Annotated in this window: 21 protein-coding genes; 18 read left to right on the forward strand and 3 right to left on the reverse strand. The window is 63.7% G+C overall.

The genetic code is table 11. The features are described from left to right. Positions 1-16 precede the first annotated feature (16 nt). A complete protein-coding gene (gene metH / locus MTR66_RS09390) occupies positions 17-2,620 on the forward strand; it encodes a methionine synthase (RefSeq protein ID WP_243920136.1) in 2,604 nt (867 codons plus the stop codon). A 4-nt stretch (positions 2,621-2,624) separates the two neighbouring features. Beyond that, entirely contained in the window at positions 2,625-3,617 is a 993-nt protein-coding gene (locus MTR66_RS09395) for a phytanoyl-CoA dioxygenase family protein (RefSeq protein WP_243920138.1), read from the forward strand. 123 nt (positions 3,618-3,740) lie between these two features. On the opposite strand, the gene MTR66_RS09400 is transcribed toward MTR66_RS09395, so the two are convergent. Further along, the gene (locus tag MTR66_RS09400; RefSeq protein ID WP_243920139.1) at positions 3,741-4,004 is read right to left on the reverse strand and encodes a hypothetical protein; all 264 of its coding nucleotides are present in this window, start codon (positions 4,002-4,004) and stop codon (positions 3,741-3,743) included. Positions 4,005-4,208: 204 nt separating this feature from the next. Between MTR66_RS09400 and recQ the strand changes: the two genes are divergently transcribed. The 4 genes from recQ to MTR66_RS09420 all read left to right on the forward strand — a co-directional run bounded on the left by recQ (position 4,209) and on the right by MTR66_RS09420 (position 8,293). Further along, positions 4,209-6,086, forward strand: a complete 1,878-nt coding sequence (recQ, locus tag MTR66_RS09405; protein WP_243920141.1) for a DNA helicase RecQ — start codon at positions 4,209-4,211, stop codon at positions 6,084-6,086. Between the two features lie 18 nt (positions 6,087-6,104). After that, positions 6,105-6,503 carry a hypothetical protein gene (locus tag MTR66_RS09410; RefSeq protein WP_243920144.1) on the forward strand — a complete coding sequence of 133 codons (399 nt, stop codon included), beginning with the start codon at positions 6,105-6,107 and terminating at the stop codon, positions 6,501-6,503. A gap of 118 nt (positions 6,504-6,621) precedes the next feature. After that, positions 6,622-6,975 carry a DUF4253 domain-containing protein gene (locus tag MTR66_RS09415; RefSeq protein ID WP_243920146.1) on the forward strand — a complete coding sequence of 118 codons (354 nt, stop codon included), beginning with the start codon at positions 6,622-6,624 and terminating at the stop codon, positions 6,973-6,975. A 286-nt stretch (positions 6,976-7,261) separates the two neighbouring features. Then, positions 7,262-8,293, forward strand: a complete 1,032-nt coding sequence (locus tag MTR66_RS09420; RefSeq protein ID WP_243920149.1) for a zinc-dependent alcohol dehydrogenase family protein — start codon at positions 7,262-7,264, stop codon at positions 8,291-8,293. An 18-nt stretch (positions 8,294-8,311) separates the two neighbouring features. Here MTR66_RS09420 and MTR66_RS09425 read toward each other — a convergent pair whose 3' ends face one another. Both MTR66_RS09425 and MTR66_RS09430 read right to left on the reverse strand, forming a co-directional pair. Then, positions 8,312-8,596, reverse strand: coding sequence for a hypothetical protein (locus MTR66_RS09425; protein ID WP_243920151.1), 285 nt, complete (start codon positions 8,594-8,596; stop codon positions 8,312-8,314). Between the two features lie 171 nt (positions 8,597-8,767). Further along, complete coding sequence (locus tag MTR66_RS09430) at positions 8,768-10,192, reverse strand: L,D-transpeptidase family protein (RefSeq protein ID WP_243920154.1); 1,425 nt, start codon at positions 10,190-10,192, stop codon at positions 8,768-8,770. 164 nt (positions 10,193-10,356) lie between these two features. On the opposite strand from MTR66_RS09430, the gene MTR66_RS09435 reads away from it, so the two are divergent. The 12 genes from MTR66_RS09435 to ruvC all read left to right on the forward strand — a co-directional run bounded on the left by MTR66_RS09435 (position 10,357) and on the right by ruvC (position 21,401). Continuing rightward, the gene (locus tag MTR66_RS09435) at positions 10,357-11,253 is read left to right on the forward strand and encodes a DMT family transporter (RefSeq protein ID WP_243920155.1); all 897 of its coding nucleotides are present in this window, start codon (positions 10,357-10,359) and stop codon (positions 11,251-11,253) included. A 393-nt stretch (positions 11,254-11,646) separates the two neighbouring features. Continuing rightward, entirely contained in the window at positions 11,647-14,319 is a 2,673-nt protein-coding gene (gene acnA, locus MTR66_RS09440) for an aconitate hydratase AcnA (RefSeq protein ID WP_243920157.1), read from the forward strand. Positions 14,320-14,494: 175 nt separating this feature from the next. Continuing rightward, positions 14,495-14,722, forward strand: coding sequence for a hypothetical protein (locus MTR66_RS09445; protein WP_243920159.1), 228 nt, complete (start codon positions 14,495-14,497; stop codon positions 14,720-14,722). Continuing rightward, positions 14,722-16,104 (forward strand): class I SAM-dependent methyltransferase, encoded by a 1,383-nt coding sequence (locus MTR66_RS09450; protein ID WP_243920161.1) that lies wholly within the window; start codon positions 14,722-14,724, stop codon positions 16,102-16,104. Before MTR66_RS09445 ends, MTR66_RS09450 begins: the two co-directional genes overlap by 1 nt. A 12-nt stretch (positions 16,105-16,116) precedes the next feature. Continuing rightward, on the forward strand, positions 16,117-17,682 hold the full coding sequence (locus MTR66_RS09455) for a sulfatase-like hydrolase/transferase (RefSeq protein ID WP_243920246.1): 1,566 nt from the start codon (positions 16,117-16,119) through the stop codon (positions 17,680-17,682). Between the two features lie 160 nt (positions 17,683-17,842). Further along, complete coding sequence (locus MTR66_RS09460; protein WP_243920163.1) at positions 17,843-18,079, forward strand: DUF2312 domain-containing protein; 237 nt, start codon at positions 17,843-17,845, stop codon at positions 18,077-18,079. 100 nt (positions 18,080-18,179) lie between these two features. Further along, positions 18,180-18,497, forward strand: a complete 318-nt coding sequence (locus MTR66_RS09465; RefSeq protein ID WP_243920166.1) for a heavy metal-binding domain-containing protein — start codon at positions 18,180-18,182, stop codon at positions 18,495-18,497. Next, positions 18,497-19,042 carry a VOC family protein gene (locus MTR66_RS09470; RefSeq protein WP_243920168.1) on the forward strand — a complete coding sequence of 182 codons (546 nt, stop codon included), beginning with the start codon at positions 18,497-18,499 and terminating at the stop codon, positions 19,040-19,042. The genes MTR66_RS09465 and MTR66_RS09470 overlap by 1 nt, the downstream gene beginning before the upstream one ends. A gap of 5 nt (positions 19,043-19,047) precedes the next feature. Beyond that, entirely contained in the window at positions 19,048-19,533 is a 486-nt protein-coding gene (locus MTR66_RS09475) for an arsinothricin resistance N-acetyltransferase ArsN1 family B (protein ID WP_243920170.1), read from the forward strand. A gap of 59 nt (positions 19,534-19,592) precedes the next feature. After that, the gene (locus MTR66_RS09480) at positions 19,593-20,354 is read left to right on the forward strand and encodes a YebC/PmpR family DNA-binding transcriptional regulator (protein ID WP_243920173.1); all 762 of its coding nucleotides are present in this window, start codon (positions 19,593-19,595) and stop codon (positions 20,352-20,354) included. 29 nt (positions 20,355-20,383) lie between these two features. Then, on the forward strand, positions 20,384-20,920 hold the full coding sequence (locus MTR66_RS09485) for a hypothetical protein (protein WP_243920174.1): 537 nt from the start codon (positions 20,384-20,386) through the stop codon (positions 20,918-20,920). A gap of 4 nt (positions 20,921-20,924) precedes the next feature. Beyond that, on the forward strand, positions 20,925-21,401 hold the full coding sequence (ruvC, locus tag MTR66_RS09490) for a crossover junction endodeoxyribonuclease RuvC (protein ID WP_243920177.1): 477 nt from the start codon (positions 20,925-20,927) through the stop codon (positions 21,399-21,401). Positions 21,402-21,405 lie beyond the last annotated feature (4 nt).

The following is a 21,405-nucleotide window of genomic DNA, read 5'->3' on the forward strand; positions in this document are numbered from 1 at the left end:
CATAACGAGAAAACCCATGACCGCGACTCCTTCCTCTGCCCGCTTCGTCAACATCGGCGAGCGCACCAACGTCACCGGATCGGCCCGCTTCAAGAAGCTGATCATGGCCGGCGACTATCCCACCGCCATCGAAGTCGCCCGCCAGCAGGTGGAGAACGGCGCGCAGGTGATCGACGTCAACATGGACGAAGGCCTGCTCGACGCGGTCGAAGCCATGACCACTTACCTCAAGCTGATCGCCGCCGAGCCCGATATCGCCCGCGTGCCGATAATGATCGACTCGTCGAAGTGGGAGGTGATCGAAGCCGGGCTGAAGTGCGTTTCGGGCAAGCCGATCGTCAATTCGATCTCAATGAAGGAAGGCGAAGCGCAGTTTCTCGAACAGGCGCGCAAGTGCATGGCCTATGGCGCCGCCGTGGTCGTCATGGCCTTCGACGAAACCGGGCAGGCGGACACCAAGCAGCGCAAGATCGACATCTGCACCCGCGCCTACAAACTGCTGACCGGCATCGGCTTCCCGCCCGAGGACATCATCTTCGACCCCAACGTCTTCGCGGTCGCCACCGGCATCGAGGAGCATGACCGCTACGCACTCGACTTCATCGAGGCGGTGAAGGAAATCCGCGAGGCCTGCCCGCACGTTCACTTCTCCGGCGGGTTGTCCAACCTCTCGTTCTCCTTCCGCGGCAACGAGACGGTGCGCCGGGCGATGCACTCGGTGTTCCTCTACTACGCGATCCCCGCCGGGCTCGACATGGCGATCGTCAACGCCGGCCAGCTCGACGTTTACGACCAGATCGATCCCGCCCTGCGCGATGCCTGCGAAGACGTGATCCTGATGCGCCGTCCTGACGCCACGGAGCGGCTCATCGAGCTGGCCGAAAGCTTCAAGGGCAAGTCCGTCGCCGAGGAAAAGGCCGCCGAGGAATGGCGCGGCTGGGACGTCATCAAGCGCATCGAACATGCACTGGTGAAAGGCATGGACGCCTATATCGTCGAGGATACCGAAGAAGCCCGCGCGATGATCTCCGAGCGCGGCGGCCGCCCCATCGAAGTGATCGAAGGCCCGCTGATGGACGGCATGAACGTCGTCGGCGACCTGTTCGGCAGCGGCAAGATGTTCCTGCCGCAAGTGGTAAAATCGGCGCGCGTGATGAAGAAGGCGGTCGCCCACCTCATCCCCTTCATCGAGGCGGAAAAGGAGGAAGGCGCCAAGGCCAAAGGCCGGATCATCATGGCTACCGTCAAGGGTGACGTGCACGACATCGGCAAGAACATCGTCGGCGTGGTGCTGCAGTGCAACGGCTACGAAGTGATCGACCTCGGCGTCATGGTGCCCTGGGCGACGATCCTCGAAACCGCGCAGAAGGAAGACGTGGACATCATCGGCCTCTCCGGCCTCATCACCCCCTCGCTCGACGAGATGGTGACGGTGGCCGAGGAAATGCAGCGCGCGGAGATGCAGATCCCGCTGCTGATCGGCGGCGCCACCACCTCCAAGGTGCACACCGCGCTGCGCATCGATCCGGCCTACGAAGGCACCGTGGTCCACGTGCTGGATGCCAGCCGCGCGGTGGGCGTCGCCTCGCAGCTGCTTTCGGACACGCAGGCGGACGGTTTCAAGCAGTCGGTCGCGATCGATTACGAAAAGGTGCGCATCGCGCGCGAGGGCAAGGGCCAGTCCGACCTGCTGCCGATCGCCGAGGCCCGCGCCAACGCCTATGCCCCCGATTTCGCGCAGAAAGCCCCCGCGCCGGTGCAGCCGGGCCTGCACGTCTACGAGGGATGGGATCTCGCCGATCTCGCCGGAACGTTCGACTGGACGCCCTTCTTCCGCGCCTGGGAACTGGCAGGGACTTATCCCTCCATCCTCGAAGACAAGGTGGTGGGCGAGACCGCGCGCAATCTCTTCGCCGATGCGAAGGCGATGCTGGACAAGATCGTCTCCGAAAAGTGGCTCACCGCCCGGGGCGTCTGCGCCTTCTGGCCGGCGCATCGCGAGGGCGACGATATTCTGCTGGAAGACGGAACGCGCCTGCCGTTCCTGCGCCAGCAGTTCAAGAAGTCGCGCGGCCGCGCCAACTTCTGCCTGGCGGACTTCGTCGATACGCAGGACGACTGGCTAGGCGGCTTCGCCGTGGGCATTCACGGCATCGAGCCGCACCTCGAACACTTCAAGGCGCAGCATGACGACTATTCGGACATCCTGCTCAAAGCCCTGGCCGACCGCTTCGCCGAAGCCTTCGCAGAGCGCCTGCACAGCCATGTTCGCACCACCTTGTGGGGCTATGCACCGGACGAGCAATTCACCAACGAAGCGCTGATCCGCGAGGAATACCGCGGCATCCGCCCGGCACCCGGCTATCCGGCCTGCCCGGACCACTCGCTGAAGCCGGTCCTGTTCGATCTGCTGAAAGCGCAGGACAATGCCGGGATCGTGCTCACCGAAAGCCAGGCCATGCTGCCGACGGCGGCGGTTTCGGGCTTCTACTTCGCCCATCCGGAAAGCCAGTACTTCGGCGTCGCCCGCATCGGCCGCGACCAGCTCGAAGACTACGCCGGACGGTGCGGGGTGGACCTGCAAGTGGCCGAGCGCTGGCTCCGGCCTAATCTGGACTGATCGGGTGACACGCGCTCCGGACCTCTCCTTCGCCGCCGTGCGCGGCCTGGAGGATTTCTGGACACGCGGCCGCGAAGGGCGCAGGGCAACGCCGGAGGAATCCCATGCGGACAAGGTCATGCTGTCCGCATTGGGAATCGGCATCGGCGAGGTTTTGTCCGCCCTCTACAACACGGAACTGGACTTCCCGGCCTTCTGCGGCTGGATCGCCGCAAACGCCGGAGCGCCGGACACTGATCGCATCGCGCGCTATCACGCCTGGCGCGGCGGGGCACCTCTGCCCTCCACGACCCGCGCCACGCTGGACGCCATCGATGCCATGGCCGCGGTGCTGTCCTCAGAAGACCTCGCGCACTGGGACGAGCACGGTTTCATCGTAGTGCCCGGTGCGATCTCTCCGGACGAGGCGGCCGCTGCCGAGCGCGCGCTATGGGAAGCGCTGAACGCCAGCCCTCGCGATCCGGCGAGCTGGCCCTGCGCCGAAACCGAAGGCATCTGGGTGAACCTCTATCATCACCCGGCGATGGAACCCGCGCGCCGCAGCGCGAGAGCGTTCAAGGCCTTCGCCCAGCTCTGGGGCACGGCGGACCTGTGGCCCACCATCGACCGGCTGGGTTTCAACCCGCCTGTTACCAAATGGCACGGCTATCGCGGCGGCGGCATTCACTGGGATGTCAGCCTTGCCCGGCCCATTCCGTTCGGAACGCAGGGTATCCTCTATCTGACCGATACTGCAGCGGATCAGGGCGCGCTGCGCGTAGTGCCGGGATTCCACCGGACGATCGATAGCTGGCTGGACGGCGAAGGCCGGGAAGACCCGCGCAGCCATGACTTTACGGCACAGGCCCGCCCCATTCCCGCGGGTGCGGGCGATCTCGTCATCTGGCACCACGCCCTGCCGCACGATGCCAGCCCCAACCGCTCGCAAAAGCCCCGGCTGGTGCAGTACCTCAACATGTTCAGCGCGGATGTGCCTGCCAATCCCATCTGGCTCTAGCACCGGAATCGAGCGGCGCCGCTCACGCTAAGGGGACACGGAGCGGCGCCGGCAAAGCATACGGACCGGTTCCGGGCTCGCGGAAGCCCGGGCAACCGGAGGCACTCCCGCATGCTTCGCACGTCAGCGGGACCGGTGGCGAACGTATGCGCCGCTGACGTTCGAACCCGAGGCACGGCACAGCAGATCCAGCGCCGCGCCGACACCATGATTAGCCAGTTCATCGAGCACAGGATCGTTCTGCAGCCCCAGCTCTCCGGCCAGGCTCTTGAGCACCCGCGCTATCTCCACGAATTCGCGCTCGTGAAGCGAGGCGGCCTGAAATTCCTCGAATCGCACCAAGGCATCGCGCATCATGCATCCCATGGATTCCTGCTCCCGTCCCATATCTGCACCGATCTTTTCAATCGATTGCACACTGTATGGCAGAGCCGCCCGAACATCCCCTTAAACCCGCCACATGGCGTGCTACCGGGCAAATGCGAACGGGAAAGTTACCATACCGCGCGGGGAGCCCTCGGCGATGAAATCCGTGTAACCCGTGGCCGCCGGGCTTTCCTGCCTGCCCCTGTCTCTGCCATAGTGCCGCGCGTGAACGACGACGACTGGCCTTTCGAAACCACTTTCTACGGTGAGCCGGACGCGGGCATGCTCGATGCCTATGCCCCGGACATAGATCAGACTCCGGCAGAGCCGCCCTCAGCCGAGGCGGTGTCGCAGGCGCTGCACGACGTCTTCGGCTTTCCCGGCTTTCGCGGGGTGCAGGATCAGGTGGTGGGCCGCGTGCTGCAGGGGCAGTCGGCGCTCGCCGTCATGCCCACCGGCGCGGGCAAGTCGCTGACCTATCAGCTTCCCGCCGTGCTGCTGCCGGGCACGTGCGTGGTCGTCTCGCCGCTGATCGCGCTGATGCACGACCAGCTCCGCTCGGCGACGGCCAACGGCATCCGCGCCGCCACGCTCACCAGCGCGGACGAGAACCGGGGCGAGACGATGGACCGCTTCCGCGCCGGCGAGCTGGACCTGCTCTACGTCGCCCCCGAACGCGCCAGCCAGCCGCATTTCCGCGAACTGCTCTCGCAGGCCCGCATCGCCTTGTTCGCCATCGACGAGGCGCACTGCGTCTCCGAATGGGGCCACGATTTCCGGCCCGACTACCGCCTGCTGAAACCGCTGCTGGACACCTTCCCGCACGTCCCGCGCCTGGCGCTGACGGCCACCGCCGATCACCACACCCGCACCGACATCCTCGCCCAGCTCGGCATTGCCGAGGACGGGCTGATCGTCGCCGGGTTCGACCGCCCGAACATCCGCTACGCGATTCGCCCGCGCGACAACACGATGCGGCAATTGAAAGCGGTGATCGACGAGAATCCCGGCTGCGGCATCATCTATGCCCCCACCCGCGCCCGCGTCGAGCAGCTGGCCGAAAGTCTGGGCCAGGCCACCGGCCGCCGCACCCTGCCTTACCACGCCGGGCTCGCACCGGACGTGCGCGCGCGCAACCAGTCCGCGTTCGTCGCCAGCGAGGACATGGTGATGGTCGCCACTGTCGCTTTCGGCATGGGTATCGACAAGCCCGACGTGCGCTTCGTCGCCCACGCGGGCATCCCCAAGTCGATCGAGGCCTATTATCAGGAAACCGGCCGCGCCGGGCGCGACGGCGACCCTTCGGTCGCGGTGATGTTCTGGGGGGCGGACGATTTCGCCCGCGCCCGCCAGCGCTTGTCCGAAGTCGATCCGCAGCGCCAGCAGAGCGAGCGCCAGCGCCTCGAATCGCTGGCCGGTCTCGTCGAGACCGCCGAGTGCCGCCGCGCCGTGCTGCTGCGCCACTTCGGCGAGGAGCCGCCTGCCAGGTGCGGCAATTGCGACAATTGCCTCGAACCGGCGGATGTGATCGATGCCACCACGATCGCGCAGAAGCTGCTCTCAGCAGTCTATCGCACCGGGCAGAGCTATGGCCTGGGCCATCTGGAAAAAGTGCTCGCCGGGGTGAGCGATGATCGCGTGCTCCAGCGCGGGCACGATCAGCTTTCCGTCTTCGGCATCCTGCGCGAGGAGGAAAAGCCGCTGCTGAAAGCCGTCTCGCGCGCCTTGCAGGCCCGTGGCAGCCTCGTGCCCACCGATCACGGCGGGCTGGCGCTAGGCGGCGATGCCCGCGCGATCCTGAAGGGCGAGGCCAGCATGATGATCGTGCGCCCGCCCAAGAAGGAACGCCGCCGCCGGGGCGGGGCAGACAACAGCGCCAACCCGGTGGGCGATCCGCTATTCGACGCCCTGCGCGAGTTGCGCCGCGATCTGGCGAAGGACGCGGGCGTGCCGCCTTACGTGATCTTCCACGATTCCACCTTGCGCGAAATGGCGCAGGCCCGGCCGTCGTCACTTGCCGAACTGGGCGATATCGGCGGCGTCGGCGCGCGCAAGCTGGATACGTATGGGGAAGAGTTCCTCCACGTGATCCGGCAGTTTTGAGCTTCGCGGGTGGCTGCCATGCTGAACCGGCGGAACTTCATCGGCGGCCTCACGGCATCAGCCATCGCCCTTCCGGCAGCGCTGAAAGGAACGCCAACCGTGCAACGGGATTTCAGCATGCTCCCTCCCGAACGCCGGGCGGACGCAGAAGCCATGTATGCGAGCATGATGGCCGCGCTGCCCTACGAACGAACCGAAATTCCCGGGCACAACGCCTATCAGGAATGGCATGGCCTCAAAGCTCTGGACAAGGGCTGGCCCGTCATCATCGGCAGTGACGAAGATCTGGAACGCGTAGCCGAGCAGTTCAGCCGACGATCCTGCCGTCTTTCCTTCCACTCCCGGCTATGCTCCGCCACCTCCGGATACCCCTGCGGAAATCCTGGACAAGGCCCGGTCGCTCCGGTTTCCCGCTGATCTCGGAAAATGGTCAGGAGCCTATCAGCCGGAAGACTTGACTGCACAAGCGGGAGAATGGCCCCAGACCGTCACGTCTGTCCCTGACGCGTTCGGTGTGAGCGCCGCGATAGACATCTTGAACGGCCAGCCTCTTGAGAAAGTCCACGTTCTCTTCATTCCCACCCAGCACGGCTGGGAAGTTCCAGCTTACCTGCGCTGGGGCAATTGGAACGCGTGCCCGCCGCCCGAGTACCATGTCGCAGCGCTGCGCCAATGGCATGACCGGTTCGGTGCCGAACTCGTCGGCATGACTGGAGACCGCATGGACGTGCATGTGGCGTCTCCACCTGCGTCACGGGATGCGGCGCTTGGAACGGCCAAGGAGATTTACCGGTATTGCCCCGACATCGTGGATCAGGGGACCGGGACATTGTCCGCCTTGGCCGCAGCAATGGTTTCAGGCCATTGGTGGAACTTCTGGTGGGATTGATCGGAAAACCACACCAAAACGCCCGCACACGCCGATAGTTCCCCACCGCACGGTGAGCCCTGCTCAACATACCGTGCCATTATCGCGCGTAGTGCGGGGACCGTGCAAGGTCTATACGGAACCCGAACAGTACAGGCGCATTTCAACGCCGCGTTCCGCCATCCGGAATGGATGGCCCGCGAGCCGTTCCGCGCGGGCACAGCTTTCCCCCTCCTCCCACTGTGCCCGCGCGGACCTCCTGCACCGTTCGAGAGTAATCCGTATTCGGCCTGAAGGAGAATCCAGGATGCGCGCGACAATCATGTACAAGCCCTACGACGTCGGTATCGAGAATGTGCCCGATGCGGCCATTCAGGAACCGACCGACGCCGTCATCCGCATCGTGCGGGCCTGCATCTGCGGCAGCGACTTGTGGTTCTACCGCGATGGCCCGGCCAACGACCATCAGTCCATGGGCCACGAAGCGATCGGCATCGTCGAGGACGTGGGCAGCGCGGTGCGGACCGTGAAGCCCGGCCAGCTTGTGATCATGCCCTTCGTCTATTCCGACGGCTCCTGCCTGTTCTGCGGCGAAGGCCTGCAGACCGCCTGCGTCCATGGCGGCACGTTCGGCGTCGGCGGAGAAGCACAAGGGGCGCAGGCCGAGGCGCTGCGCATTCCCTATGCCGACGGCACGCTCTACCCGCTGCCGGTGGAGCCGGACGAGGCGCTGATGCCCTCGCTGCTCAGCCTCTCGGACGTGATGGGCACCGGGCATCATGCCGCCGTCACCGCGCGCGTACAGCCGGGCGGCACAGTGGCCGTCGTGGGTGACGGCGCGGTGGGCCTGTGCGGGGTGATCGCGGCCAAGCGCCTGGGTGCGGAGCAGATCATCATCATGGGCCATCATGACGAGCGCATCGCGCTGGCACAGGAATTCGGCGCCACCGACGTCGTGCGCGAACGCGGCGAGGAAGGGATCGCCCGCGTGCGCGAGCTGACGGGCGGCTATGGCGTGAAATCCGTGCTCGAATGCGTCGGCACCGGGCAGGCGATCGAGACTTCGATCGGCATCGTCCGCCCCGGCGGCGCGGTGGGCCGCGTCGGCGTGGCCCACTACGAATCGCTGCCCGGCCCGGACACCTTCTTCCGCAATGTGACGATCTCCGGCGGCCCGGCCCCGGTGCGCGCCTATATCGAAGACTTGCTGCCCGATGTGATGGCGGGAACCATCCAGCCGGGCCGCGTCTTCGACAGCACGATCGGCCTCGACGGCGTGCCGGATGGCTACCGCGCGATGGACGAGCGCCAGTCGCTCAAAGTGCTGATCCGCCCCTGAGGGCGGGGGCGCGGGCCGTCAGTCCCCGCGTTTTTCGAACGTGACCGGCACGGCCAGCTTCTGCGGCAGGTCCGGCGAGGAAATGCGCGATTCCGTGCCATTGCCGTGGATCAGCACTGCGCGGCCCACGCCGGGCGTCGCGACGACGGCGGTAACGCTGTCTACCCAGGCGTGCAGCACGGCCTTGGCCCGCGCGAGCGCCGCATCCTCGGTAGTGGCGCTGCCCGCGGCCTCAAGCTCGGCTTCCAGCTCGATGACGCGGGCGGTCGCTTCCTCGATTTGGCTGGCGGCTTTGTCGGTCATGGCTGATCCTCTGGCTGGGGGCGTATCCCGCCAAACTGGGCCGCACGGCCGCGGCGCGCAAGAGCCCGCCGTCCCGCAATCGCTGCCGCGTTGCCGGAAGCGCCCGGCCTGACGCCCCCTCCTGCGAAGAGGGGGGCGCCGGATCAGTGCATCCAGATCAAAGCGGCCGGATCAAAGCGGATTATCGAGCTTGATCACTTCCTCGTCGCTCTTGCGCTGCGTCGTCTTGAGTTCGCGCGGCTGCGTGAAGCTGGCCAGTACCGGCTTGTCGCGGCCGTAGATATCGTCGAACGCCTTGAGATCGCCGTCGATCGAACGGGCATAGGTGAAATAGGTCAGGTAGACCGGGAACGTCCGGGTCATGGCGACCTTGGTATATTTGCGCGAGCTGGAAATGTCCGCCACTTCAGACGCGGGCATCTGCGCGCCGAGGATCGCCATCGTCATGCCCAGTTCCACCGCGCGCTCGGTGCGGATACAGCCGTGGCTGAAAGCCCGGACCTTCTTGTTGAAAGCCCACTTGGCGGGCGTATCGTGCAGGTAGATCGCATGGGGATTGGGCATATCGATCTTCACCAGGCCCAGCGAATTGGTCGGCCCCGGCTGCTGGACGACATAGACCATGCCGTTCGCAGCCTTGGTCGCCTTGTAGCCCGCATTGCGCGCCCAGACGGGGTTGTTGAGCACTTTCTGGCCCAGCCCCTCGCCCTTCACGATCGACTGCGGCACAGTCCAGGTCGGGTTGAAGACAACCGCGCTGACCGTTTCGGCGAGCTGCGGGGTGGCCGTGCGGCCCGGCTTGCCCACCACCGTCTTGTACGTGCGGATGATCTTGTTCTTCACCACCAGCCGCAGCTGGAACTCGGGCACGTTGGTCATCAGGTAGACCTCGCCCAGATCGCGCTTGAGCCAGCGCCAGCGGTCCATGTTGGCCTGGATCAGCGCGCGCTTGGCCGTGTCTTCCTCCGGTGTGGCATTGAATTCGGCCTTGAGCGCGGCGTAGTCCGGATTGGTGGGCGCCAGTTTATCAACGACGCCGGTCACGTCATGTTCGGACAGCGCCTGCGCCATGATCTGAGCGGTCGGCATCTTGTCCTGATCGGGATCGACGGCAAACCACTGCACCCGGTCCTTCATCGGCGTGCGCCCGTCGCGCAGATCCTCGATCAGCCAGCCGAAGACCTGGCTCGCCAGTGCATCAAGCGCATCGCCTTCGCCCGCGGCAATCGCCGCCTGCAGATCGCCCGGCTTGTAATCGGCGGGTATCAGACCTTCCGAACCGATCCCTTCGATCGTTGCAAGCAACGCGTTGGCATCGGCCAGCGACCATGACATCACCGGCTCGGATACGAAGAGCTGCTGGACCACCGGCTTCGAAACGGTCTGGACGTCCGCCGGTGCCGAGGACTGCACCGCCGCGGGCGCTGCTGGAGTCTGGTCAGGTGCCCTGGCCGGAGCCGGGCTCGCCGGAGCCTCGGGCAGGATGCTCTCGGGCTGCCCGGCCCCTGCCTGCTGCGCCAGCACCGGCTGCACCGGAAGCCCCAGTGTCACCAGAACCGACACGACGCCGGAACCGAACCGATTGAAATTCTTCATTTCCTGTAAAACCTGCCCTATTGCCTATGAACCGCACGACCATTGCATACGGTCTGCGGAGCGCTCACGATTTGCCCCTTCATTGTGACATCATCAAGCATTCGTGCTGTCGCTGCGATGAATTGCTTGCGTACAACTTTCCGCCGGGCGAGAGGCAGAACGTCATGCCCGCCAAAAGGTTCCGTCTTTCCTCCCCTTATCTGCCGGTGCTGGCCGTGGTTGCCGGGATCGGCGCGTTCAGCGCGATGGACGCCGCGATCAAGGGGGCATCCATCGCCACCGGCGTGTTCACCGCGCTGCTGCTGCGCAATGTCTTCGGCACGCTGCTGACCGTGCCGCTGTGGCTTGCCGCCGGGCGCCCGCGGCCTTCCCGCGCGGTGCTGGTTGTTCATGTCCAGCGTTCGGTGATCGTTTCGGCAATGGCCGTGCTGTTCTTCTACGGCCTCGTGCGCATTCCAATGGCAGAAGGCATCGCGCTCTCGTTCATCGCGCCAATCGTGGCGCTGTTTTTCGCCTCCCTGATCCTGGGGGAGACGATCCGCCCGCAGGCGATTTTGGCCTCGCTGCTCGGCATCGCGGGCATGCTGGTGATCGGCGCGGGGCGTTTCGGCGCAGGGGCCTATTCGGACGAAACGGTGAAAGGCACCGCAGCGATCCTGTGTTCGGCGATGTTCTATGCACTCAATCTGGTGTTCCAGCGCAAGCAGGCGCTGCTCGCCGGGCCGGTGGAGATCGCGCTGTTCCAGAACCTCATCGTCGCGCTCATTTTCCTGTGTTTCTCGCCGGTTTTCCTGGTCTGGCCCAATGCCGCGAGCCTGCGCATGATCCTGCTCGGCGCGGGTCTGGCGACGGCGGCGCTGCTGTTCCTGTCCTGGGGCTATGCCCGCGCCGAGGCGCAAGTTCTGGTGCCGGTGGAATATACCGGCTTCCTGTGGGCCGCGCTGTTCGGCTGGCTGTTCTTCGGCGAAAGCGTGGAACCGGCAACGCTCGCAGGCGCAGCACTGATCGTTCTGGGCTGCTGGATCGCCACGCAAAAACGCCAGAGCGGAACTTTGGTATAGAGTGCCATGGCCATTCCTCCCTGTTCCGCTTGCGGAATGGGGACGTGACGCGCACGCAGTGCGTGACGGAGGGGTTTTGCCCCCTCCACCACCGCCTGCGGCGGCGGTCCCCCTCCCCGTCGTCGCGCGACAGGGAGGAATGCCGTGATCGCAATGCCTATCCGGACGGCATTGTACTACAACGCCACCCTGCTCTGGGCACACCCCGATCCGCCCCGGACAGCACGCCTTCCCACCGCCTCCCTCTTGACGGCAGGCCCCTGAGCGCGCATCGGCGGGGCCGACGAATCCGCTTGTCGCACTGCAACACGATCTGGCCCAGATTTCACATCGACGCCAGCGATCGCTGCGCCCGGTTAGGCAAGCTCCATAAAGAAGGGGAAAATGCCCACCATGACCCAGGTCGGACAGGATACGCTCGGCACCCGCAGCACCATGACCGTCGGCGGCAAGACCGTCGCATACTACTCGTTCAAGAAAGCCGCCGAAAAAATCGGCGACGTTTCGCGCCTGCCCTTCTCGATGAAGGTGCTGCTCGAAAACATGCTCCGCTTCGAGGACGGCGGTTTCACCGTTTCCACCGACCATGTGCAGGCCGTTGCCGACTGGCAGAAGAACCCGGTCACCGGCGCGGAAATCCAGTACCGCCCGGCCCGCGTGCTGCTGCAGGACTTCACCGGCGTTCCCTGCGTCGTCGACCTGGCCGCCATGCGTGACGGCATCAAGGCGCTGGGCGGCGATACCAGCAAGATCAACCCGCAGGTTCCCGTAAACCTCGTCATCGACCACTCGGTGATGGTGGACGAATTCGGCCATCCCAAGGCCTTCCTCGACAACATGGAGATCGAGTACCAGCGCAACATGGAGCGCTATGACTTCCTCAAGTGGGGCTCCAAGTCGCTGAACAACTTCTATGCCGTGCCCCCGGGCACCGGCATCTGCCACCAGGTGAACCTCGAAAACATCGCGCAGACGGTGTGGACCGACAAGGACCAGAACGGCGAACTGGTCGCTTATCCCGATACCTGCGTCGGCACCGACAGCCACACCACCATGATCAACGGCCTGGGCGTGCTGGGCTGGGGCGTCGGCGGCATCGAGGCGGAAGCCGCGATGCTCGGCCAGCCGGTCTCGATGCTGATCCCCGAAGTGGTCGGCTTCAAGTTCACCGGCAAGCTCAAGGAAGGCGTCACCGCCACCGACCTCGTGCTGACCTGCACCAACCTGCTGCGCAAGCACGGCGTCGTCGGCAAGTTCGTCGAATACTACGGCGAGGGCCTTTCCACGCTGAGCCTCGCCGACCGTGCGACGCTTGCCAACATGGCGCCTGAATACGGCGCTACCTGCGGCTTCTTCGGCATCGACGAAAAGACCCTGGAATACCTGCGCCTCACCGGCCGCGAGGAAGACCAGATCGCGCTGGTCGAAGCCTATGCCAAGGAACAGGGCTTCTGGATGGACCCGTCGAACCCCGAGCCGGTGTTCTCCTCGACCCTCGAACTCGACCTCTCGACCGTCGTTCCCTCGCTCGCCGGCCCCAAGCGTCCGCAGGACAAGGTCGTCCTCACCGATGTGGACGACGTGTTCAACAAGGACATGGCCGATCTCTACAAGCGCGAGATCAAGTCGGTCCCGGTCGCCGGTGCCGATTACGAGCTGACCGACGGTGACGTGATGATCGCCGCGATCACCTCGTGCACCAACACCTCGAACCCCTCGGTTCTGGTCGCCGCCGGTCTCGTCGCCAAGAAGGCCGACGAATTCGGCCTCAAGCCCAAGCCCTGGGTCAAGACCTCGCTGGCCCCGGGTTCGCAGGTCGTCACCGACTACCTGAACAAGGCTGGCCTGCAGGAGCACCTCGACAACGTCGGCTTCAACCTCGTCGGCTACGGCTGCACCACCTGCATCGGCAACTCGGGCCCGCTCGCCGAGCCGCTCAGCAAGGCGATCAACGAGAACGATCTGGTCGCCTCGGCGGTCATTTCAGGCAACCGCAACTTCGAAGGCCGCGTCTCGCCCGACGTGCGCGCCAACTTCCTGGCCTCGCCGCCGCTGGTCGTTGCCTACGCGCTGAAGGGCACTGTGGTGGAAGACTTCACCACCACCCCGATCGGCACGAGCAAGGACGGTCAGGACGTGTTCCTCAAGGACATCTGGCCGAGCAACGAGGAAGTTTCCTCGACCATGAACGCCTGCGTCGACCGCGCGATGTTCCAGGCCCGCTATGCCGATGTCTACAAGGGCGACGAGCACTGGCAGGCGATCAACGTCGTCGGCTCGGACACTTACTCGTGGCGCGCCGGTTCGACGTACGTTGCCAACCCGCCCTACTTCGAGGGCATGGAAATGACCCCGGCGCCGGTCAGCGACATCGTCGAGGCCAAGCCGCTGCTCATCCTGGGCGATTCGGTCACCACCGACCACATCAGCCCGGCCGGCTCGATCAAGGCGGACAGCCCGGCGGGCGAATGGCTGATGGAGCATCAGGTCGCCAAGGCGGACTTCAACTCCTACGGCTCGCGCCGCGGCCACCACGAAGTGATGATGCGCGGCACGTTCGCCAACATCCGCATCAAGAACGAGATGGTCCCCGGCACCGAAGGCGGCTTCTCCAGCTTCGGCGGCGAGACCCTGCCGGTCTACGACGTGGCGATGAAGTACAAGGCGCAGGGCACCCCGCTGGTGGTCGTAGCCGGCAAGGAATACGGCACCGGCTCCAGCCGCGACTGGGCGGCCAAGGGTACCAACCTGCTGGGCGTGCGCGCGGTGATCGTCGAAAGCTTCGAGCGCATCCACCGCTCGAACCTCGTCGGCATGGGCGTGCTGCCGCTGCAGTTCAAGGACGGTGACACCCGCGAGACCCTCGGCCTCGACGGCGACTGCAGCTTCACGATTCTGGGCGTGTCCGATCTCAAGCCGCGTCAGGATGTCGAAGTCGAAGTCACCAAGGCCGACGGCTCGAAGTTCACCTTCACCGCGCTGTGCCGCATCGATACCGCCAATGAAGTCGAGTACTTCATGAACGGCGGCATCCTGCAGTACGTGCTGCGCAAGCTGGCCGCCTGATCCTCAGTCAGACGAACGCTTTGAAAGGCCCCGTCCCGCCTCGTGCGGGGCGGGGTTTTTGCTGCCCCAAGAAACCAACCTCAAAACCAGCCTGGTATTAACCCGGTAATAACCATCAAGACCTACTTCCTCTCCAAATGGGTCGGCTGCTTGACCTGTTAGACTGGAGGAACAGATGGATTTCGGCAAACGACTGGTGCTGATGATTGCAGTGACCATCATACTGCCCATGCAGGCCGCACATGCCTATCTGGACCCCGCCAGTGCCAGTCTGGCGATGCAGGCATTGATTGGGACAGTCGCAGCTTATCTGCTCACCGGTAAGCATTATCTGCGCAAGATGAAGTCCCTTATTCTTCGCAAGAAGGATGACAGCGCTTCCCAGTCCGACAACACTGACTGATGCACTACGATCCCGGATCCTATCGCGATCCCGCAGGCCGAATCGTCGTCGATGGACGGCGCATATTCCGCGCCATATTCGACTCCGGCCGGGTGACCTTTGAGGCTGCTGTCAGCTCTGGTGTGATAGATGCCTGCATCGAACGAGGGCAGCTTCTGCCCATGAACCGATTACCTCTGGAGACCTTGCCCACCCTGGAGCATACTCCTTGCCACGTCATCGAGCATCCTCGGCTCGATTATATATCCTATCCGTACGAGTGGTGCTTTGCTCAACTCAAGGCTGCCGCGCTGCTACACCTTGATCTTCATCTTGATCTTCTCGCACAAGGCTTCACGCTTTCGGACGCCACTGCGTACAATGTGCAGTTCATCGGCACCCGCCCAGTCTTCATCGATCACCTTTCCATCGTGCCTTACAACGAAGGAGAGCCCTGGATTGGCCAGCGCCAATTCACGATGCAATTTCTGGCGCCTCTTATTCTCTGGTCGAAAAAAGGCATTGCGCCAAATGCATGGTATCGCGGCAGCCTGGAAGGGATTTCACCAGAGGACCTGCTCCCGCTGCTCTCTTTCAAGGACAAGTTGTCCTTCACCGTCATGGCACACGTTGTCGCGCAAGCCAAACTGCATACCCAAGCCATCAAAGGGAACCACAAGAGCGCCACGCCGCCCGTTGCACAACTGACCCGCAAGCGCCTTGAAGCCATTCTTTCCGGCCTGCGCGACTATGTGATGGGCCTCTCAACGCCCAATGCGGAAACAGTCTGGGGCGACTATGAAACAAACAACAGTTACGATGCAGACAGACGTGCGGCCAAGCACGATTTCGTCAGCCGGGTGATTTCACAGATTGCTCCTGGGCAAGTCTTCGATCTCGGCTGCAACAGCGGCGACTATTCCCGGACTGCCCTCGACAATGGGGCGAAGTCAGTCGTGGGCTTCGACTTCGATTTCGGGGCTCTGGAAAGGGCCTACTCCCGTTTTTCGAAAGAGAACGAGCCCGTCCTGCCCCTCTGGCTCGACGCCACCAACCCAAGCCCTGCGCAGGGATGGGCCGGTGCCGAACGCAAAAGCCTCGCCCAGCGTTCCAACGCAGACGCCCTGCTGGCTCTCGCCTTTATCCATCACCTTTCCATCGCCAGGAACATTCCACTCGACATGGCGGTCGACTGGCTGATTTCGCTCGCCCCTTCCGGCATCATAGAATTCCCTGACAAGGGCGATCCCATGGTCGAGAAGCTGCTTTCGACACGCAAGGAGCTTTTCCCGGAATATTGCGAAGAAGCGTTTCTCAGCCACGTAGCCGCCAGAGCGCGTATCGTGGAAACCCTTCGCATTCCGGGTTCGCAAAGAACCCTGCTGCACTACGCTAGGGACTGACCCGTGCAGACCATGCTGACCAAAGCCGGAAGGTGGCCGATCGCTCCTTTGGCGCTTCCCGTTCTTGTTGCATTTCCATTGTGGTCCGCCAATTTCACGCGGATTTCGTATGGAATGGTTCTGCCAGCCGTTCTGACGGTGATTGCCCTCACAATCGCCTTGTTCGGCCTCTTATGGTTCGCGACCCGACAGGCGGCGCGTGCCTCGCTGATCACGACTGTATGGCTGGCCGTTGTGCTCTACGCGCCTTCGCTCATCAGTTCCGCATCGACGAACCACTGGATACTTGTAACCGGATCTGTCCTGGCTCTGCTTCTGGCCTTCGGCGTGTCTCGTCGCATATCGCGCGAAAACGATAGCCAGATCCGGCGGGCAAACGGGCTCATAAATCTTATGATGGGCGTGCCAGCCTTCATGATTGTTGGCTCGCTCTGCTTCATGCAGTACACCATTGAGCAAGGTCGCCCTGAACCGGACACAATCTTCCCTCGTTTCCCAGGCCGGGCAACCACCAAAAGCCCTGACGTGTGGCATTTTGTTATGGACCGCTACGCCGGCACAGAAACACTTGCCAACCGCTTTGGATACGACAACCGCCCTTTTCTGGACGCATTGCGCAAACGCGGTTTTGCAGTCGCTGAGCATGCTTATTCCAACTATCAGGTCACACCGCTCTCGCTCGCGTCCACACTCAACGCATCATATCTTGATCGCTACACTTCTCAGCTTGGCTCTGACGTTGATATCGTGCCGATGTTCCGGGCGATCGATCACAACGCCGCATTCGATTTCTTCAAACGGCAAGGTTATCAGATCACGTTCGCCGGCGGCTGGGCTGATGTCACAGCACATAGTGCTCTTGCCGACCGTACGATAACGTTCCGGCCGCTTGGAGAATTTCCGCGCACGCTTATGGAACAATCGATCCCGGGTGTTTTCGGCAAAGCTCTCGGACTGCCTTATGCAGACGGCCGCAAAGACCAGTGCCTTCGGGTAAAATACAAATTCAAACACCTGCGAGAAATCGTCAAAGAACCACAAAGGAAGTACGTCTTCGCGCACTTTCTGATCCCCCATCCGCCATATGCCCTGACAAATGACGGATCATGCCAAAGCATCGCGGAGGCACGCCGGATTGGCCGCTCCAAGAGCTATGTCGCACAAGTAGAATACGCCAATAGCCAATTGTTGCACTTGATTGATGCCATCCTTGCCGCCCCCCGGCCGGCAACGATCATAATACAAGCCGACGAAGGCCCCTATCCGCCAAAGTACGCCATCGACGAGCCTGCGTTCGACGTCAAATTGCCGACGGACTCCGACTACCTGAATGACACAGCAGACATCCGGCGTGAGAAAACGGGCATCATTCTCGCCATCCGGCATGGTGACGGCAAATCCGATTCCATGCCTCGTTCTCCGGTGAACATCTATCCCGCGATCACCAACCATTCTTTCGGGACGCATATTCCCTTCAAGGAAGACAAGACGCTGATGTTCGGATGGACGCCTAACTACAAAGAACTTCGTGACGTTTCTGCAGAAACTTTTGGCATGACGCCGGACAAAGGCCGTTGACCATCTCCTTGCGTGGGAAGGAGCACTCCAAAGAAACAGGCACCTCGCCAAGACGCACCCATCCCACACTTTCCACAGCTCCGGCTTTGCCCGAATCCCGCGCCCCGGCTATCAGCGCCGCCGACTGATTCATCACCGATACAACCGGAGCACATACCCTATGTCCGAGACCACCGACGATCGCCTGCGCCTTCTGATCGAGCGCGTCGAGCGCCTTGAGGAAGAAAAGAAGGGCATCTCGGACGACATCCGCGACGTCTACAACGAGGCCAAGGCCGTCGGCTACGACGTCAAGATCATGCGCCAGATCGTGCGTCTTCGCAAAATGAAGCCCGACGACCGCCGCGAAATGGACATGGTGCTCGAAACCTATCGCAGCGCGCTCGGCCTAGACTGATCCGTTCCGGCCGGACGTCATGGCGCAGGCTTTGTGCACCGCGCCATGACGGGGTCACGAAAGTGATCTATGCTCTCCTCCAAAACGAGGAGAGCAGGCCATGATCGTCACCACCACGCCCGCCATCGAGGACCGCCCGGTCCGCGAATACCTTGGCATCGTCACGGGCGAGGTGATTGTCGGCGCCAATATCTTCCGCGACCTCTTCGCCTCCATCACCGACATCGTCGGCGGCCGCTCGGGCAAATACGAGCAGGTACTGCAGCGCGCCCGCAAGGAAGCGCTCGCCGAAATGGAAGCCGAAGCCGCGAAGCTGGGCGCCAATGCCGTGATCGGCGTCGATCTCGACTATGAAGTGCTGGGCCAGGGCGGTTCGATGCTGATGGTGAGCTGCTCCGGCACCGCGGTGGCCGTGTAATGCGCTGGCGCGGCGTCCATCACGTCGAGTTCTCGGTGCTCGATTACGAACGTTCGATCGCCTTCTACGACAGGATGTTCGGCTGGCTCGGCTATACGAGCTTCTGGACGCTCGATATCGGATACCGCTCCACGTACTACATGGCGCGCTTTCCGGTGCCGCACAGCTACATCGGCATCCAGCCCGCCAGGAGCGGCGGCAAGCTGGATCACGATGCGCGGCCCGTGGGCGTGCATCATATCGCGCTCTGGGCCCGCAACCGGCGCGAAATAGACGCCTTCCACCGCGAGTTCCTGCTGCCGGAAGGGCTCGCCGTCACCGATCCGCCCGCCGCCTATGATATCTATGCGCCCGGCTACTATGCCGTGTTCTTCGACGATCCGATCAACGGCATCCATTGGGAACTGGCCTTCACCCCGCGCCTGCCGGCGCCGGGCCAGTTCCTGCGCTTCCGCCGTGCGCTGAAAGAAGCCGCCGCCGGACACCCCGAATGGAATGGCGCCCCCGAAAAGGCCGCGATGCGCAAACTGCCCAGGAGGGATTGACCGCCATGCGCATCCGCCCCGCCGCGCAGACCGATGCCGCCGCCTGCGCCGCGATCTATGCGCCATTCGTCGAAAGCAGCTTCATCAGTTTCGAGACCGAGGCACCCGATGCCGCCGAAATGGCGCGGCGCATCGCGGCCTATGGCGAATCGCATGCCTGGCTGATCGCCGAGGCCAGCGGGCAAGTGGCGGGATATGCCTATGCCAGCGCGCACCGGGCCCGCGCGGCCTATGCCTCTTCGTGCGATGTCGCAGTCTATGTCGATCCGGACCATGCGCGGCAGGGCATCGGCAAGGCGCTCTACGAAGCGCTATTCCTGCTGCTGAAGGACAAGGGGCTGCACGCCGCCTTCGCGGGAATCGCCCTGCCCAACCCAGGCAGCGTGGGCCTGCACGAGGCGATGGGCTTCACACCGGTCGGAATTTACCGCGAAGTGGGCTGGAAACTCGGCGCCTGGCGTGATGTGGGCTGGTGGCAGCGGTTGCTCTAACCGGTGCGGCTGTTGTAAGGGCGCCCGATCCTTTTCAGACCAGCAGAACGAACGGACCCATGGCAGGCCATTCCAAATTCAAGAACATCATGCACCGCAAGGGTGCGCAGGACAAGAAGCGCTCGGCGCAGTTCAGCAAGCTCAGCCGCGAAATCACCGTCGCGGCCAAGATGGGCATGCCCGATCCGGACATGAACCCGCGCCTGCGCGCCGCGGTCAACGCCGCCAAGGCGCAGTCGATGCCCAAGGACAACATCCAGCGCGCCATCGACAAGGCAAGCAAGGGCGACAGCGAGAACTACGAGGAAGTGCGCTACGAGGGCTACGGTCCGGGCGGCGTCGCCATCATCGTCGAGGCGCTGACCGACAACCGCAACCGCACCGCCACCAACGTGCGCACCGCCTTTGCCAAGAACGGCGGCAACCTCGGTTCGTCGGGCGCGGTGAGCCACGGCTTCGAACGCCTCGGCCTGATCGAGTACCCTGCCAGCGTGGGCGATGAGGACAAAGTGCTCGAAGCCGCGATCGAGGCCGGTGCCGACGATGTCGAAAGCGACATGGGCGATGACGAGAACCCCGGCAGCCACCAGATCTGGGTTTCGGTCGATTCGCTGCACGAAGTGGCCGCCGAACTCGAAAAGACGCTCGGCGAGGCCGAAGGCGTAAAGCTCGCCTGGCGCCCGAACCTGAAAGTCGATGTCGACGAGGGCACTGCAAGCACGCTGCTCAAGCTGGTCGACGTGCTCGACGACGACGACGACGTGCAGACCGTCTGGGGCAATTACGAGATCCCGGACGAGGTCATGGAGAAGCTGGGCTGATCCAGCTCTCCGCCCTGCACGCCCGCCCCTTGCGCCTTGCCGCGATGCTGGGTGCGGCGTGTCTGGGGGCGGCTGGGGCAACGGCTGTCCCTGCGGGAACAGTCACGGCCTTGCCCCCGCAAGTGCCGAGCCAGTGCGCCGCAAGCGAACGCGTGCTCTATTCCTGCGCGTTCCCGCGCGGCACCGGCTCCCTTTGCGCGGGGAAGACCAGTGTCCATTACCGCTTCGGCCCGCGCGGGCACCCGGACATCGACCTTGCCAGCCGGCCTGACTGGTCCAACGTTCACACCGGTTTCGTGCGCGGACAGGGCAGCGGCCATCAAAGCCATGTCCGCCTGACCACCGGGCGTTTTCACTATGTGATCTTCGAAGGGGCCGACGGCTACCTGACGGAGGATCCCGGCCGCACCTATTCGGGCATCGCCGTTCTTAAAGGGCCGCAGGGCGAACAGGAACTCGCCACGCTGGCCTGCCCGGGACGCGCAGTCATCGCGCTGGATGATGCCTGGCTGTCTCGGCACGCAGCGGGCGAAAAGGACGGCGGCCCGTTCGACATATGGTACTGAGAACATGATCCTCATCGGCCTCGACCCGGGCCTCACCTGCACCGGCTGGGGCATTGTCGCGAAATCGGGCAGCCGCATCAGCCACGTGGCCAACGGTCAGATCCGCACCGATGCCAAGGCCGGCATGGCCGAGCGGCTGGCCGAACTCGACGCGGCACTGACCGACGTGCTCCTCCACCACCGGCCTGATAGCGGCGCGGTGGAAGAAGTCTTCGTCAACAAGAACCCGCAATCGACGCTGAAACTGGGACAGGCACGCGGCGTCGCCATGCTGTCGCTGGCCCGCGCCGGAATGCCCGTGGCCGAATATCCCACCAAGGTGATCAAGAAGGCCCTCGTCGGCACCGGCGCCGCGGACAAGAAGCAGATCCAGGCGATGCTCAAGGTTCTGCTGCCCGGCGTGAGGCTGGCAGGCGAAGATGCTTCGGACGCGCTGGCCGTGGCGATCACCCATGCCAACATGCTGGGCAGCCACCGCTAAGGGG

The organism is Novosphingobium beihaiense (assembly GCF_022832375.1).
Taxonomy (GTDB): domain Bacteria; phylum Pseudomonadota; class Alphaproteobacteria; order Sphingomonadales; family Sphingomonadaceae; genus Novosphingobium; species Novosphingobium beihaiensis.